Raw genomic sequence first — 14889 nt, forward strand, 5'->3', positions numbered from 1 at the left:
AAAAGCTACAAGAAAGTTACTTTTCTTGTAGCTCAAATAAATACAGTTAATCCAACCCCATTATGGTGTTAGATAAGGATATATTGATTGAGTGAAAAGATATAGTAACTTTCTTGCATATAAATAATAAAAACATGCGAAAAATACCGCTTTTATTGTTTTATTATTTTATATTGTTAGCAAGAAATATTACATTATGCTTTTCAACTCCATTCGTTTAATTAGGTATATCATAGCATGCCTATTTTTTAATTTCAACAAATCAGCTAAATCAAACAATGCTTCCCTATGAGTCCGAGGGAGAATTAGGATTTGTTTTTATGTTCCACACTGATGACGACTTTCCCCTTGGGGTGTCCTTCACCAAAATACCGGAGAGCTTCAGCAACCTCACTTAACGGGTAACATCTATCTATAACTGGAGCTACTTTGCCAGCCTCAAAAAGCTCCTTTATGAAATTTTGATCATTTTTGTTTGGCTTGTGCATGAGGATACCCATTTTCTTATTCCCGGTCATTGAAATCCATGGTCCTAGGAACATGACTTGGAAGATTCGAGACATGGAACCCCCTACCATGACATAAGTGCCCTTGGGAGTTAATGCACGCTTATAATCAAAAATCGATCGATATCCCGCAACATCAAGAATCAGGTCATAACGCTGCCCATTTTGGGTGAAATCAACTTGCGTGTAATCAATAACCTGGTCTGCACCAATCGATTTCAGCATAGCCAATTTCTTCGTGCTGTCCACTCCAATTACTTCAGCCCCGAATGATTTGGCTATCTGTACCGCAAAGGTACCCACTCCTCCACCCGCACCATTAATTAAAACCTTTTGTCCTTTCTGAATCTGTCCTTTATCTCGAAGTCCCTGCAAGGCGAGGACTCCTGCTTGTGGTATGGCCGCTGCTTTCTCGAATGTCATACTGGTTGATTTCAGCGTTAATGCATTCTCACGAGCACATACATACTCCGCAAACCCGCCCCAACTACACCCGGAAATGTCCCCGAATACCTCATCACCTGGAAGATACTGCTTTACGTCTTTACCAACCGCTTCCACCCGCCCCGCTATGTCAGCTCCGAGTATTTTGTATTTTGGTTTAAGAAGCCCCTCGAGACGGACCATAAACGGTACACCTCTCAGGAGATCCCAGTCCCATGAATTTACGGATGCAGCATGCACTTTTATCAGCACTTCATTGTCCTTAGGAGTAGGTTTTTCTACTTCTTTGAGTTTAAGAACGTCAGCAGTTCCGTATTTTGTGTATACAATCGCCTTCATGAAGATTGCTCCTTATCACCTATTTGTGTTCTGGTTTTCTTTATTGATTGGACTTGATTGCAAATGAGTTAAATCCTTTAACTATCAGCCATATCGGTAGTATGATTTCAAATAAGGCTCCTGGAAGAAATAAAAAGATCCCTGGACTATAGCCGAAAATCTCTAACAAGGCACTTGTTAACAACGATGCATAGCCAATAAGCCCAAAGATTGATATTAAACGTGGAATGAGTTTTGATTGGTATAATAAATAACAAAACAACAGGCTATATAGACTAAGAACGATCATGGCCACCTGAAAGGCCAAATACTTCCCTTTTATTGCTAACGCGCCTATCGTTTGAAAATAGGAAGCGTCTGGAGCTCCTGCTTCTATATATTCCTGGCTTAATGTTATTAGTAATAATGGGCTGATAGCGCCAACAATAAGGATTATGGCCTCAATAACCCTGAAAGCAACGTAACCAAGAGCTATAGTTTCATTATGCTTTTTCAAGATTGGAAACAGCATGATTGCAATACCAACAACGGCAGCGGAATTAATGAACTCAAGGAGCATTCCTATGATCACTTGGGTTTTATTTGGATAAACATGAATAAGATAATCCGGAACATTTACAATAGAAGCTATAAGTCCATTACCTAGTATATACGCAGCCGTTGCAACTAGAAATAATACGCCCACATTTCTTGCAATTTTTTTGTTTGAAACCATTTTTCCCCTCCAACTATGATTTAATGTTTTTGCGCTTCACGCATATCGCCAATTCGGATTAAACTTGAACAGCTTTGCAGGCCTATGCCCTGCATCCTTGGTAAATTGATTGGTTTCCATAACCATATCCGCTATCTTTCTTCTAAACGCAGCAGAAAGCAGCTCTTTTCCCAAAGTAACCTCATAAACCTGCTGGAGCTCTGATAATGTAAAAAGTTCCGGCATCAGATTAAAAGCTATATCTGTGTACTCAATCTTATTCCTAAGTCTCTCAACGGCATATTGGATCATTTCCGCATGATCAAAGGCAATTCCATTCGAAACAATAACCTCTCTTTCTACCATTGCTGTTTTTCCAGAATACTTTTCAATAACTTTAATAATAGCTTCCAGGATGTCCTTATCGTTTGAAAGAGTAATCTTTACGACTTTTTCAAATACAAAGTCCTTCTCCAGTATGGTCTTCTTCTCTTCAAGCACACTGTACCTAACGTTGAACCACCTTGCATCATCCGCATCATCCCCAGCCTTCACCTCGAGTGATCTGCAATCAACAAGTGCCATATATGAACAGCTGATAACTCGTGTACGAGGGTCCCTATTTACATCTCCCCATGTATAAAGCTGTTCCATATAAACATCATCAATATTAGTTTCGGTTTTTAGCTCTCGCAAAGCAGCTTCATCGATACTCTCGTCCTCTGTTACAAAGCCTCCGGGTAAAGCCCATTGACCTATATAAGGATGAACCCCCCTTTTAACCATCAGCAGTTTCAGTGACTTTTCCGGCAGCTTTCTATAGTTTTCTTTTTCTTCATCAACTACAGTGAAGATTAACATATCTACTGTAACAGATGGTCTTTCGTAAATACTGGCATCATACTTCTGTAAAAACTCGACTTCAGTAAGCCCCTGCTTATCTCTTAGTTGCTCATTATCCATGTAGATCACCCATTCTTTGATTTAAACATTGTGTTATAAACAAAATGTTATTATCATTTCGTTGATATCATTTAATCTTTAATTCCAATCATTGTCAATACCTTTTTTACCTTTTCTGGAAATTAGTTCTGAATTCGTGACGGCCAGTTCCGCTTTGCATGTCATTTGAAGATCGTTCGCGTTAAGGAGCATGCAAAAAGAAGCCGCTGTAACACGGCTTCTCATAGTTCTTGAAATCCAAAATGTTGTTTTGCTAGCTCTTTGAATTTATCGTTGTCAATCTGTTCCTTTTTCGAATTACCATTCATCCATTGTGTGAAAGAAGCATCGGTTAACGTTATATTTCCATCGCTTGTAAGTTGGGTAATGAGTGGGGTTTTGTTGAATCGTGACTCTTTATGCTGGACGATGATTCCTTGAACTTCGTTCAATTCAGATAATTTCTCTAATGGTCTTTTTGTATCAAAAGCATACCCTATTTTCCAATCGGTATCTTTATATTTTAGTTTCATTTCAAGTATATAGTCGCCATAATCACTTTCCATTGCCTTGACTCGAAATTCTCCATTCACAGAGGTGGTAGTTTCTCCATTTAGCGGCACAGGTTTTAGTGGTAGGTTTCCACCAAAACCGGTATCAACCAAGTACGTTTGATTTTTGTGCTTCAAAAGTATAGCAACATGAGTTCTACCAAGTCTGGACCAGTCCTTCGTTGCATAATTGTATACTTCTCCGCGAACTAACACGGCATTAAACCCATTTTCAACTAAGAAAAAATATAGCAAAGGATTCAATTGATAGCATAGACCACCTTCATTTTTCACGAGCATTTTGGTAATCAAACTCTCTTTTGTTATAGCACTTGTTTTATTTGAAATGATGCTTAAATTTTCAAAAGGAAGAGATATTGCTGTTTTCCTAAGAATGTTATCTAATGTTTCAAATGTAAGTTTTTGATTTTCTGGAATACCCATTCTTTTACGAAATAATCCATTCAACTCATCCAAAAAATTTCCCTCCATGTTTTTATTCAAAGATTAATGATCTTAGCGAATGTAGGTCAACAATTGCTTGGCGTGGCGCTTCATATCCTCTGGACGTTGCCTGAAGGCGCTGTAGGCGATATGGTCGAGGCTGATGTGGATGAGACAGCTGAGAAGACGCTCCTCTAGTTGTGTGGGCCGTCCTCCATGTTTGTCCCAATGATTATCTAGAATTTCCTGCAAGTCAATCTCTTGCCATTTCGGAAACCAAGACCACCAATAAAGAAACAAAGCGTTATCGTAAAGAGGATCACCATAGAACGCATTTCCCCAGTCGATTACTCCTGTTAACCTCCCTCCGTCCACCAGCACGTTTCGGTTCAAAAGGTCGTTATGGACGATTCCACGGAAATCTGAAAGCTGTGTTACGATCTGACGTAGTCTTTCTACTCCAGCATCGAAGACCCGTGCCTCCTGAGGAGAAGCGTCAAGTCGCTCGCGCCAGCCCGCTAGTCGATCCCGAGGCTCATCAACAGAGAGAAGCTCCTCCCCCCAACTCGGAGCAGCCCCATCTGGACGCCAAAGGCCAACCTCTTTTGTGTCAGTAAGGTCAAGTTTCTGAAGTTCGTAGAGCGCGTCGAACAATTGCGGCAGGACAAGTCGTATCTCAGGCCCGTTCAGCTCATCGAGATGCTTTCCAGAAACTCGCTTGGATACGGCGTAGAAGCCGCTCTCCGTCTCGCCAACCTCAAGAACCTTCGGAATCGGAAGTATGTCCGAGGAAAGTTTACCCATCACACGATCCTTTTTAAAGTCGTCCAGATAGGTGCCGAAGCGGATAACCATTGCATGCCCGTCGAGCATGAAGGAATAGGCCTTCGACCAATCACCAGCAGCGAGGGGCACAAGATTTTGGGCACGGTCACCGAAATGCGCCTTCACAAAACGATTCGCCATTTGATTGAAATCCTCCATAGGTTCCTCCTTGGTCAGTTAAGTTGATTTGGAAATGTAACGTTAATAAGATCAAGGTCTTCTTTCTGTAACTCCCATCCTAAAGCATCTATATTATCAATAATATGTTTCGTATTCATTGCTTTAGGATTGGTCATACTTGAAATTAAAAAAACCGCAATATACGCGGCTTGTAATATTAATTTAATTCAAATAAGGTGTTGCAAGCTTCCTTACACGCTCAATGCCTTCCCACATATCGCCAGGTCCGTCATAAACAAGAGTTATAGGACCTTCATACCCAGCTTGCTTGGCAATTTCCATACAGCGATTAAACTCAGCTTCATCCGGATATCCATCCGCATTCGTTTGTGCTTTGGCATGGATCGACTCACTGTGCGGAATCGTTTTGACAAGTTCACCATATTTCTCGCTACCTTTAAAATTGCCAAAATCCGAGGTTAGCCCAAGGAGCTCCCCGCATCCTTCCAATAAGGCAAGGCAATTATCCGCGATTGATGTTAGTGAGTGAAAGTTTTCTGTAACAACGCGTACTCCTTGCTCAGCGGCATAACAACTTAGTTCTCGAAATGCATCAACTGATCTCTTCAAAGCTTCTAGATCCATAGGTTCCGCATCACCGGCTATCACGCGTACCCTCTCAGCTCCTGCTCGTGCAGCAATATCGATCCATCCTTTGATCCACGCGATGTCCGATTGTCTGCGCAATTCATCCGAACTGGAAATATCACCGTATTCAATTAGCAGCGTGTAAAACTGGAGATCTGCTTCCGTGAATGCCTGTTTCAATCCTTGTAGATATTCTTCACTTGTATTCGGAAAATGGAAATGACATACTTCCAGTGATCTAAAACCTTTCTTCGAGAGAACTGCCGGTAATTCAAGCAGAGAGTTGAGTTCAGGTTGGTCTTGGATATCCGTTATTTGAGTACGCGTGTTTTCATCCCAGCGGGTCCACCGCAAAGGTCCAAGATTCCGATGTAAACTCCAACTCGTTAATGATAAAAATGGCATACCATCCACCCTTTCGGCGCTACTGTTGGTAGTATCTTATCAGAGCATTGCGGAGATCACAATATACGAAATCACAGATATATCTCTTATTATGCTGCTTTTGTACAGACTGAAACTTTATATTCTAAAGATGCAAAAAACCATCTTATCAAAGATATGATGGTTTGGATCAATTATTTTACCATAAAATCTCACTTGATCTGATATATAAAGAAGGCTATTACAACATATGGGGAAACAAATAATAACAACCTGGTTATTAATCTGTTTCTCTCATTTCTGTCATTGGCATTTTCTGTATGATAATTTGCTCTTATTCTATCCCCACTAAGTAAAGCCCCAGATAATATTGCAGATAAGATTAACGCGCCCAATACGATATACATTAATAATGTAAATAGCTTATCTAGGTCAAGTATTCTCCAAGTTATTAAACTGATTATTGTGGCGGAGATACCACCCCATAGAAGTGCATTTTTCATTATTACCCTCCAAAATTTATCTTGGAATACGGTCAATAAACAATTCGAGCGATCCATCGAAGGGAAACGTTTTTGTTCTAATAAGTTCCTTTAAGCCCAGTAACTCTTGCCTAGCTTTATGAATGAGAGCTACTGGATAAGCAAATTTAATTGCATTGCTCTCAAACTCATCTTCGTCAACAACCTTCCATTCACCATTTCTTTGTAAATAATCCAGGTCTAAATCTACAAAAGAGACAATGTTTCCTTCCATCTTCGCAGGTTGATTTATATTGCAATAGAATTGTTGAATTTTACCGCCCACTACATCAGCACTAACCGTAAACCATGAATGAAATGAGAAATATTCAATAGTCCAAGCTTCAATAGTAAATACCTTTTGCTTCGTGTAATGATTTAATTTTCTTCCGTACTCGCCTAAGACAAAAATGTGTGAATCTGTCTTATCTAATAAAGTTGTCTTCCACTCGTAATGAAGTAAATCTCCATATTTTAATGCCTGAATTGTTATGTGATTATCCATTGTATCATCCTTATGGTTCGAATATTCATAACTCTTTTGTCATAAATACACTATTTGGGTCCTCTATGTAATCCGAAAACGGCTCGCAATTTTGAAAACCAAAACTTGCATACAATCGTCTAGCTGGCTCGAAAGCATCCATTGAGCCCGTTTCCAAACTTAACCGTTGATAGCCACGTCGCTTGGCTTCTTCAATGATGTGTTCAAGGATTCGTCTTGCAACGCCTTTTCTAAGGTGTGATGAAGAAGTTCGCATTGATTTTATCTCTCCATGTTGACTATCAAGTTCCTTAATTGCCCCGCAACCAACTAATTCATCTTGTTCCCATCCGCTCCAGAAGGTAATTTCTGGTTTTTTCAAATTATCAAGATTTAGGGCATGTGTACTTTCTGGCGGAGATAAAAGTGCCATATTCTGAAGATGTTCCCCGATTAATGCAATCACTTTAGAACCAGTTAAATCATCTACTTTAATATCCAAAAAAATCACTCCATTATCTCTATTTTTTATCATTATAATAGATGATCATTGTTAGATAATCAACACGTTTTGATTGCTCTACAAATATCTCACCCGTTTAATAGAAAAGAGGAGCTGCTGAAGCAAGCTCCTTCACTATCGGTGCATGTTAGCTTAATTTAGAACACTTAAAATTTGCTTTTTGTGATGATCATCGTGCTCAGTAAACTCTTGAATTATGTATAGAAGTGAGTATGGCATACCTGTTTTAGGGCAATTTGATACACCGTTTGCTGTTACTTCTAGCAGTAAATCCTCGGATTTCATGCTCTTTAATAGATCAATCAGTTTCATTCTATCGCTTGAGAATTCTTGAAGGAGTTGATCTTTCGATATACCCGAATGTGCGTATTGATAAGCTCTGCTATTGAAAAAGTTGAAATCGGGAAACTCCATTCCTTTGCCCTCCCTGATCGAAGGAATGACTACGTTTATTAGATGAAGATCCCAATTTCTAAGATGCGCAATGATTTCGGCTATCGACGCCTTTCCTACTTGAATTGGGCTATGCCAATCCTTATCACTTAGTTGGTACAAAATATTTGTCCAACTGCAAAATTGTTCGTATTCGCTGATTGTGCTGCGTAAATTCATGAGATCACCTCCTAGTTATAATGGATAGATCATAGCACAAATCTACTTACAAGAACATATATTCTCATTATTAAGCAAGCTTGATGTCCTCATACAGTTGGTATTTGTTGGGTTGTACTTCTTTATAAACTCTGACATAAGAGACTGTGAATGTTGGAAAAGGAGCAAGGACATCTCCCGCCTCAGATTTCATTTCCAATATTTCAGATTCTTTCATCCCCCAATACGTTTGCCCCAAAGTCAAATGAGGAGTAAAAAGATCCAATTCAGCATAGCGTTGCATAAGTTCTTTTGATGGTGTTACTACATTCACTAACTTTTTGTGAAGCTCTACTAGTTCATTTGATTGAACACTGAGGAAGATAACTTGATTTCCGAACAAAGCAGGCTCGGAGAGCGCCAACTGAAACTTTGAAAACGATGAGCATACAACCTTTACCTTTTCGAGCCAAGCCATATCTAGGGTAAGCCCGCTTTGTGCTTTAACAGTCACGTGAGGCTCAACGACATTCGGAAGACCATTACTCAACCAACGTTTTTGAAACGCAACTACTCGTTCTAGATATTCGTCGGGAGGAACGATGCCTATGAAATACTGCATTTATGACACCAACCTTTCAATCCTGAGGGAACAGCTATTGGAAAGAATCATACCATGGATTGGAAATTTGATGAACATCTACTCTACATTCAATAGATTGTGTTGTTTGCCCCAGCGTTCTGCCTTTTCTGGATAGCGTGCATGCCCATGATCACCGCAACAAGTTCGTAAGTATCCAAATATTCGCTTTGATTGTTCAGAAGAAAAGCCCCTGAAGAAAACCAGCCGTTTACTTATTCGAAACGAGCAACAAGTGCGCCGGAATCATCGGATATCTCATATTCCTTTGAAAATACTGGGGAAATAATCTCGTAGCTGCCTTGCCCTTTGGTTTCATATGTGAATTTCTTGGTGAACAAAGCAATTCTGCTTCTCAACACGCCTAATTGCCCCCCATCGGCACCCGTAACCTCCCATTTGCTTGAGAATATCGGAAAACTTCCTTTGCACAACAGCTGGCCATTATGCCCAAACACCTCGATCGTAGAACCAAAAGAGCTCTTCAAATCTATATGACCGACATCTTTTCCCTGTTCGTCCCGAATCTCCGTAACACCGGTATTAAAAAAATTATCCCTGAAATATAGATTCAATACAATCGCCTCCCTCTGGTATATATACGATGCAGAGATCAAAAATGTTAGTCATTCCCAACAATGCCTTATTATTAAAAACCGAAAAAACCAGCAAACAAAAGGTTGCTGGTTTATCTAGATATTTTCTGCTAATATACGTTGCTGTATTAGTTACTAATGAATTCTTGTACCCATTCGCCGTTATAAAAAGCAACACCGATTTGTGTGAAGTTGGGGCTTAGAATGTTTTGACGATGACCCGGGCTGTTCATCCAAGCTTTCATGACAGCTTCAGGCGTTTGTTGACCTTTTGCAATGTTTTCACCTGCGTAGGAATAGCGAATGCCGTATTTGCTCATCATATCAAAAGGAGACCCATAGGTCGGAGAAGTATGATCGAAATAACCATTGTTATACATATCCTTCGCTTTGTCCAAAGCCATGGCGGTAAGTGCGCTGTTGCCGGTTAATGGACGCAGTCCTGCTTTAGATCGTTCCTGGTTAACTAAGTTAACGACTTGGCTAGCAAAAGTTGATTGGGATGGAGCACTTGTAACTGGCGTTTTGGTACCTGCATTTATGCTCTTGCTGCCAGGAATGTTGAGGCTCATACCAGACCAAATCACGTTCGGATTGGCAACCTGAGGATTTGCCTTAATAAGCGAAGATAGGCTGATGCCATACTTCTTGGATATTAGCCACATGGTATCATTGCCTGATACTGCATGGGTTGCTGGTGCGGCCATTGCCGCGCTCGAACCTACGAGGACGCTCAATCCTATTGCGCCGGTAACCACAAGCTTTTTGTAACGTTTCAAAATAAACCTCTCCTTTTTGCGGCCTGCGAGGTTAGCTGTCGGATTCGGATCAAAGAGTAATCACCCGGCCGCTGACGCGGCTTCACCCCAAATAATGGGTCCCCCGTGCTTCACATGAAGCTTCGGCCTTCTGAGTTATTTGATCCACATAGATCTCACAAATTGTAACATGTGAAATCATAGAGAACATGACTCAAAATTTTCCAAGAACATTTTGTAAGCGGTATCAGCCGTTTCTTCTTGTCCAAAACAGTGAATTCCAATCACCAGCAACCTCATTCAATCCCATATTTGAGGCCGATCGATTCCAGCCGTTCGCATATAATCTAGCAGTTGCCCGGTGTGAACGGATTCGTGGTATGCGATCCTCATTAACATATCTCCTAAAGTTCGAACATACCCTACGTCACTTCGATTAATTTTAATATTTGACAAATCCTCAGGAGTGAAGAATTTAACGGTATTCAAGAATTGTTCTCTGTACACTTGTGCGAATATCAGTTCATCCTCCACCGAAGAAAATTCCCGATTGTCATAAGGAGAATCGTAAGAAGGCAAACTTCCACAGTTAAGTAACGCAAGATGATAATAATGCTCGCCATCCAATACGTGTCGGATCATTTCTTTCATGCTTAAGGCGTGTGCATCAGGCTTCCAATCCAGCATAGTTAGAGGAATAACGCTCCACACTTTTATACTTCTACGTCGGACTTCTTCCAAGTTCAATATAACAAGATCTATTCCGTTAATGATTAACACTCCTTTTGATTTCTCAATAATCCAATCCTATTTGTTTTATAAATATGCAGTTTTCTCATACGAACAAATATACAGTACATTTGTTCGTATGTAAATAATCCCCTATTCAATTTAGCCTGCCAGCTTTATACGTCTGATGACAGTGATTTATGACCGATCCAAACTTCGTGTAGCAATTCCTACTATTTCCGCTCCGGCTTCGATGGCTGAAAAGAAAATATTCGTTGATGCATGAAAACCCGCACCTAAAAAACAAAGTCTGGATTTGTTCATATAAATCGCTTCCTTTTATCCAAAGTTTATGTAAAATCTTCATTAACATAAAAAAAGAAGGATGAAACCCGTTAAGGCTCCTCCTCCTTTTTCATTTAGTCCTGCTTCCTATTTTAGAAACAATTCCATTATCTTGCCGCCTGCATAAATACCTACAATTCCTAGAATACCCGACAGTACAGGCGGTGCGGGCAAAGGCAGCTTCAACACCTTGAATAAAACACCAATAATTAAACCTGCTCCTAATGACAACAGAAGCTCCTTCATACTTTAGACACCTCGATTGTTAGACTGCATTCTTAAATTCGATAGCTTAATAGCTTTAGCATTTAACTGGCTACTTTAGCTCGATATTTACGTAATTGGGAGGCCGAATGCAATAATCCTCGGCCGCACATTCCATATCCGATAATAACAAACCGTCGGGTAGGTAAAATCAAATTCGTCGTATGCACAAAACCTTCGACAATCGTCTGTCCTACACCGTGCTCGTTCTCAATAATTTGCTTCAAATAGCAGTCATTTATTACAATAATCGGAATAGAGATTGTTAAATCAGCATCATTATCAATTAATAGGTACGGCTTATACTGTAATACACTGTGAATGTTGCGCCCATGCTCTTCGCGGCCATCGGATCTTTGACCATATACCGTAATCCCTTCTGACCTGCTTGGCTTATGTTCCAATTCCGCCGATTCCAATACTTTGTTAGGAATCAGCCAGTTAGAAACCGTAGATTTCTTTTGACGCATAAAGGCACGCACCCTCATGCGGGTCCATTCGTCTAACCGTTGAAACTTCTTCTTTATGCTCCAATACTGACAACAACCAATAGAAAAGTAAAACAAACAGTAGACTTATTCAATACTAAGGTGATAGATCACCAGAAAAATGAAGAACAAGGACTACTTGATAGGAAAAAGTTTATACAAGTTTTAACCGAGACTAATAAAGGTCTTGTTAGGCAAACACCCGAGTTTGATCTCATTCAAGAGAACTTGTATTTGTTCATGGAACTGTTCAGGAAGGCTGATCTTGAGGCCTATGAGATTGCTTCCGCTCAGATCGCGGCTAATCCAAGGATGCTGAGGATCGTTGAGCAGCAATAAGGGGTGGGGAATTAGAATAGGCCGCCCAATTGGACGGCCATTCAGGCACAGAACTAATGCGATAGATATACGGCTAGTACTCCGACTATTGTGCTAATTGCCGAAGCAATTGCAATAACGAAGCGAGCTGAGATTTCTACTGTTTTTTCCTTTGTTCTGTACTTTAACATAAGCATCTCCTCCTTAACAAAAGCTAAGAAATGTCGATAGGAACCTCCGTCATGGGCAAGCCATGGAATCGGTCCTACGAAATAGCAATTGGGTTAAGGGTAGTGCTTACTTCTTATTATTTCCCACTCATTTTTAACTTATACATTGAAACGGAGGGACGGCAATGTGCTCGCTAAAATCCATGAATCTTTGACGAAGCACATTCCCTTTGCCTCTATCTTCCCTCTTTTGAATTGGGAGCAGGTTATGCGGCTCGCGTTTTTTTCCTCCAGACTGTTACCTGCTTTCATCGGCTCGGACTTACTCACTACTACGGAATGATCCTCCATCTCGCAGCCCATCGATTGGCTTTCCCTTTAAGGTTATACCTCCCCTACCTTATCCACGTTTGCGTCAGGAAACTACGAGACTTCCCTCAGTTATCTGTACATTCTATTCCATCCATCCTGACCCTACTCATGTCGATGAGTTCTGTAGGTCATATCCCTTTGTTTGTTTTCCTACAAGATATACTTAGTCGTATACCCTGCCAATCCTACTCATATTCGAGTAGGACCTCTACTTCGGCTACGGCACTTTAAAGGGTAAAGTTACCGAGTGGATTTGAACCACTTAGATTGTACGACTGTGAGGCGCACAACAAAAAAAAGGACATGTGTCCTTTTCGAATCATATTTTCTATTAGGTTGGCTAACTAAATGATCAAGCTTTTATCGTGGATAGCTCCCGTTCCATTAACTGTCGATTTTGTTCGGTGAATGTAATGCGATGTTTTGTTCCGAAAGGACATAAACGTATTCTCCTTGTTCACAAACTACATCATTAGAATAGTAGTAACGAACTGTACAATATTGAAATAGATCCTGCCCGTCCTAATGATTACCTGCCTTTCGATATTTCTCCCCCTCTATTCGTCTTATCCGCTGATCTGGATGAGAAGGAAGCTGTGAATCCAGCAGCTTTCTAGAAGCAGCATGTTGTAATTGCTCTAAGTGTTTTGGACTATCTGCCCAATCAACAATCTCCCCACGATCCATGACCGCCACACGATCAGACAAGTAGCGAGTCGCCTTGATATCATGAGAAATAAAGAGGTATGATAGTCTATACTTCATCTTGAAGTGTTGCAATAGCTCAAGAATTTGTGCCTGTAGGATCCTGTCGAGACTACTAACCGCTTCGTCTAACACGATTAATTTTGGGTGTAGAGCCAACGCGCGAGCAATGCATAATCGCTGCTGCTGTCCCCCGCTAAACTGATGCGGTAGTTTGTCTGCATCTGATGCAACCAAACCTACTGCATCCAGCCATTCCAAGCAAACGAGATCCAGCTTCCGAGCCGAATATCGCTCATAGTTGAGCAAAGGTTCAGCAATGATTTGACGTGCTGTCATCCGGGGATTCAAAGCATCCGAGCAGTTCTGAAACACGGCCTGCAAATTCCGGCGAAGCTTATGGGCATCCCTATCAGATTCATTCAGCCAATCCCTCTTTTGAAATAGGATTCGCCCTTTGTCAGGTCGTACCAAGCCGAGCACAAGCTTGCCTAACGTGCTCTTGCCCGATCCGCTTTCCCCGACGATACCGAGACATTCGCCTTCCAACATATCGAAAGAAATATCGTGCAGGACCATTGAGTGGGTTGTTTTCCCCCATAAGGTGCGCTCAGACTGGTAAGATTTTGATACGCCAGACACCTCTAGCAAGTTCATTCGGATCCCCTCCCCAATCTTTGACGTTATTACTGCGAATTAACAGATTCTAGTATTTACGAGTAAATGAGCATATGGATGTACAGGATTGTTAAATAACTGATGGACCGATGCTGTTTCCACAATCTCGCCTTGATACATGACCGCAACATCATCGGCAATTTCTGCGATAACATCTAAGTCGTGTGTCACGATGATCAAAGCAGTACCGGCATTCCGGCACAACTCTCCGAGTTCGCGCAATACGAGCAGTTGACTCCCCGTATCCAAAGCAGTGGTGGGTTCGTCTGCGATTAGAACATCAGGGCGAGCAGCCATCGCAATAGCAATCATGACTCGTTGAAGCATGCCTCCGCTCAATTGGAAGGGGTACTGGTTCATCAGTAGTGCAGGTCTAGGCAGATTCAACTGCTCTAATGAGGTTATTGCCAGCTCCCAGGCTTCCTCCCGACTAATCTTCCCTTGCCCCCTTAACGTTTCGACAAAGTGGTCGCTTATTCGGCGTATGGGATTAAACGCGGCCATCGGATTCTGCATGATCATGGATAGACGTGATCTTCGCAGCGAACGCCACTCTTCCTGTGCGAGCATTGCCAACTCCCGTCCAAGAAGTGCGATACTTCCTCTGCTTATCATCGCATTTGGTGGCAATAAACCCATACAAGCAAGACATGTTATCGATTTGCCACTTCCGCTCTCTCCGACGATTCCTAGCACAGATCCTGGTTGCAACTCCAGACTTACCCCATTGATTAAACGTGTAATGCCTTCCGGTTTTCTGAGATCTATTGTTAAATCACGGACTGTTAACACAGATCGATTCGCCTTCAT

Annotated in this window: 18 protein-coding genes, 1 pseudogene and 1 riboswitch; all 19 genes and pseudogenes read right to left on the bottom strand. The window is 41.2% G+C overall.

The annotated features are described in order from the left end of the window. Positions 1 to 305: 305 nt before the first annotated feature. Positions 306 to 1289 carry an NAD(P)-dependent alcohol dehydrogenase gene (locus tag QFZ78_RS06460; protein WP_307546204.1) on the bottom strand — a complete coding sequence of 328 codons (984 nt, stop codon included), beginning with the start codon at positions 1287 to 1289 and terminating at the stop codon, positions 306 to 308. A 40-nt stretch (positions 1290 to 1329) separates the two neighbouring features. Then, positions 1330 to 2004: a DUF4386 domain-containing protein gene (locus QFZ78_RS06465; protein WP_307546205.1), complete on the bottom strand. Its 675-nt coding sequence runs from the start codon at positions 2002 to 2004 to the stop codon at positions 1330 to 1332. 36 nt (positions 2005 to 2040) lie between these two features. Continuing rightward, complete coding sequence (locus QFZ78_RS06470; protein WP_307546206.1) at positions 2041 to 2946, bottom strand: NUDIX hydrolase; 906 nt, start codon at positions 2944 to 2946, stop codon at positions 2041 to 2043. A 221-nt stretch (positions 2947 to 3167) separates the two neighbouring features. Further along, positions 3168 to 3953, bottom strand: a complete 786-nt coding sequence (locus tag QFZ78_RS06475; protein WP_307546207.1) for an arylamine N-acetyltransferase family protein — start codon at positions 3951 to 3953, stop codon at positions 3168 to 3170. Between the two features lie 39 nt (positions 3954 to 3992). Beyond that, a complete protein-coding gene (locus tag QFZ78_RS06480; RefSeq protein WP_307546208.1) occupies positions 3993 to 4904 on the bottom strand; it encodes a phosphotransferase family protein in 912 nt (303 codons plus the stop codon). A 183-nt stretch (positions 4905 to 5087) separates the two neighbouring features. After that, entirely contained in the window at positions 5088 to 5918 is an 831-nt protein-coding gene (locus tag QFZ78_RS06485; RefSeq protein ID WP_307546209.1) for a sugar phosphate isomerase/epimerase family protein, read from the bottom strand. 191 nt (positions 5919 to 6109) lie between these two features. After that, complete coding sequence (locus QFZ78_RS06490; RefSeq protein WP_307546210.1) at positions 6110 to 6400, bottom strand: DUF5316 domain-containing protein; 291 nt, start codon at positions 6398 to 6400, stop codon at positions 6110 to 6112. Between the two features lie 16 nt (positions 6401 to 6416). Next, positions 6417 to 6923 (bottom strand): DUF402 domain-containing protein, encoded by a 507-nt coding sequence (locus QFZ78_RS06495; protein ID WP_307546211.1) that lies wholly within the window; start codon positions 6921 to 6923, stop codon positions 6417 to 6419. Between the two features lie 25 nt (positions 6924 to 6948). Continuing rightward, on the bottom strand, positions 6949 to 7404 hold the full coding sequence (locus QFZ78_RS06500) for a GNAT family N-acetyltransferase (RefSeq protein ID WP_307546212.1): 456 nt from the start codon (positions 7402 to 7404) through the stop codon (positions 6949 to 6951). 153 nt (positions 7405 to 7557) lie between these two features. Then, on the bottom strand, positions 7558 to 8037 hold the full coding sequence (locus QFZ78_RS06505) for a DinB family protein (protein WP_307546213.1): 480 nt from the start codon (positions 8035 to 8037) through the stop codon (positions 7558 to 7560). Positions 8038 to 8107: 70 nt separating this feature from the next. Then, positions 8108 to 8638, bottom strand: a complete 531-nt coding sequence (locus QFZ78_RS06510) for a 2'-5' RNA ligase family protein (RefSeq protein WP_307546214.1) — start codon at positions 8636 to 8638, stop codon at positions 8108 to 8110. Between the two features lie 233 nt (positions 8639 to 8871). Beyond that, entirely contained in the window at positions 8872 to 9231 is a 360-nt protein-coding gene (locus QFZ78_RS06515; protein ID WP_307546215.1) for an LURP-one-related family protein, read from the bottom strand. 149 nt (positions 9232 to 9380) lie between these two features. Then, a complete protein-coding gene (locus QFZ78_RS06520; protein ID WP_307546216.1) occupies positions 9381 to 10031 on the bottom strand; it encodes a CAP domain-containing protein in 651 nt (216 codons plus the stop codon). Positions 10032 to 10036: 5 nt separating this feature from the next. Further along, positions 10037 to 10169: riboswitch (cyclic di-AMP (ydaO/yuaA leader) on the bottom strand. Between the two features lie 141 nt (positions 10170 to 10310). Next, positions 10311 to 10781, bottom strand: a complete 471-nt coding sequence (locus tag QFZ78_RS06525) for a DinB family protein (RefSeq protein ID WP_307555521.1) — start codon at positions 10779 to 10781, stop codon at positions 10311 to 10313. Between the two features lie 159 nt (positions 10782 to 10940). After that, positions 10941 to 11063 (bottom strand): annotated as a pseudogene (locus tag QFZ78_RS06530) (Gfo/Idh/MocA family protein); the annotation flags it as partial. Positions 11064 to 11171: 108 nt separating this feature from the next. Next, the gene (locus QFZ78_RS06535; RefSeq protein WP_057302270.1) at positions 11172 to 11330 is read right to left on the bottom strand and encodes a XapX domain-containing protein; all 159 of its coding nucleotides are present in this window, start codon (positions 11328 to 11330) and stop codon (positions 11172 to 11174) included. A 62-nt stretch (positions 11331 to 11392) separates the two neighbouring features. Next, the gene (locus QFZ78_RS06540; protein WP_307546218.1) at positions 11393 to 11818 is read right to left on the bottom strand and encodes a Rossmann-fold NAD(P)-binding domain-containing protein; all 426 of its coding nucleotides are present in this window, start codon (positions 11816 to 11818) and stop codon (positions 11393 to 11395) included. 1400 nt (positions 11819 to 13218) lie between these two features. Then, on the bottom strand, positions 13219 to 14058 hold the full coding sequence (locus QFZ78_RS06545; protein WP_307546219.1) for an ABC transporter ATP-binding protein: 840 nt from the start codon (positions 14056 to 14058) through the stop codon (positions 13219 to 13221). Between the two features lie 39 nt (positions 14059 to 14097). Further along, positions 14098 to 14889, bottom strand: coding sequence for an ABC transporter ATP-binding protein (locus tag QFZ78_RS06550; protein WP_307546220.1), 792 nt, complete (start codon positions 14887 to 14889; stop codon positions 14098 to 14100).

The organism is Paenibacillus sp. V4I5 (assembly GCF_030817255.1).
In the GTDB taxonomy this organism is placed as follows: domain Bacteria; phylum Bacillota; class Bacilli; order Paenibacillales; family NBRC-103111; genus Paenibacillus_E.

Excerpts from the sequence above, each read along its gene's own strand:
- QFZ78_RS06495 (WP_307546211.1), bottom strand. The coding sequence starts at position 6,923 with ATGGATAATCACATAACAATTCAGGCATTAAAATATGGAGATTTACTT.
- QFZ78_RS06480 (WP_307546208.1), bottom strand. The coding sequence starts at position 4,904 with ATGGAGGATTTCAATCAAATGGCGAATCGTTTTGTGAAGGCGCATTTC.
- QFZ78_RS06485 (WP_307546209.1), bottom strand. The coding sequence starts at position 5,918 with ATGCCATTTTTATCATTAACGAGTTGGAGTTTACATCGGAATCTTGGA.
- QFZ78_RS06460 (WP_307546204.1), bottom strand. The coding sequence starts at position 1,289 with ATGAAGGCGATTGTATACACAAAATACGGAACTGCTGACGTTCTTAAA.
- QFZ78_RS06470 (WP_307546206.1), bottom strand. The coding sequence starts at position 2,946 with ATGGATAATGAGCAACTAAGAGATAAGCAGGGGCTTACTGAAGTCGAG.
- QFZ78_RS06490 (WP_307546210.1), bottom strand. The coding sequence starts at position 6,400 with ATGAAAAATGCACTTCTATGGGGTGGTATCTCCGCCACAATAATCAGT.
- QFZ78_RS06535 (WP_057302270.1), bottom strand. The coding sequence starts at position 11,330 with ATGAAGGAGCTTCTGTTGTCATTAGGAGCAGGTTTAATTATTGGTGTT.
- QFZ78_RS06465 (WP_307546205.1), bottom strand. The coding sequence starts at position 2,004 with ATGGTTTCAAACAAAAAAATTGCAAGAAATGTGGGCGTATTATTTCTA.
- QFZ78_RS06545 (WP_307546219.1), bottom strand. The coding sequence starts at position 14,058 with ATGAACTTGCTAGAGGTGTCTGGCGTATCAAAATCTTACCAGTCTGAG.
- QFZ78_RS06550 (WP_307546220.1), bottom strand. The coding sequence starts at position 14,889 with ATGAAGGCGAATCGATCTGTGTTAACAGTCCGTGATTTAACAATAGAT.
- QFZ78_RS06505 (WP_307546213.1), bottom strand. The coding sequence starts at position 8,037 with ATGAATTTACGCAGCACAATCAGCGAATACGAACAATTTTGCAGTTGG.
- QFZ78_RS06510 (WP_307546214.1), bottom strand. The coding sequence starts at position 8,638 with ATGCAGTATTTCATAGGCATCGTTCCTCCCGACGAATATCTAGAACGA.
- QFZ78_RS06540 (WP_307546218.1), bottom strand. The coding sequence starts at position 11,818 with ATGCGTCAAAAGAAATCTACGGTTTCTAACTGGCTGATTCCTAACAAA.